Raw genomic sequence first — 268 nt, 5'->3', positions numbered from 1 at the left:
CCCACCCCGCCCTTTTGGTTGACTACGGTGATGATCTTACCCATTGTCAGCTTCCCTTTTGCGTTTCGCCAACGTTATCGTCCCGATATCCCTGCGGTAGCAACCGAGCAAGCCGTAGTGCAAGCGTCAAGGGCACATTGACCGAATCACGGCCCTCTGCGACCGCACGCTCGACCTCTTGCGCGAACGTCGCCAAGATGGCGGCCGGCAGCGCCCCCATCTCGTCTATGGCTTCCAGTCTGTCGACAACAAGCGAGGGCACCGACAC

The 268-nt window shown here is 60.1% G+C and carries 1 protein-coding gene; it reads right to left on the bottom strand.

Annotated elements, in window-relative coordinates:
* Positions 1 to 46: 46 nt before the first annotated feature.
* On the bottom strand, positions 47 to 268 hold a 222-nt coding region (locus tag SB765_RS30135; protein ID WP_410932562.1), incomplete at its 5' end, for a hypothetical protein.

It is taken from the genome of Pseudomonas sp. SIMBA_067, assembly GCF_046534675.1.
Taxonomy (GTDB): domain Bacteria; phylum Pseudomonadota; class Gammaproteobacteria; order Pseudomonadales; family Pseudomonadaceae; genus Aquipseudomonas; species Aquipseudomonas putida.
This window is presented reverse-complemented; position numbering and strand designations above follow the sequence as displayed.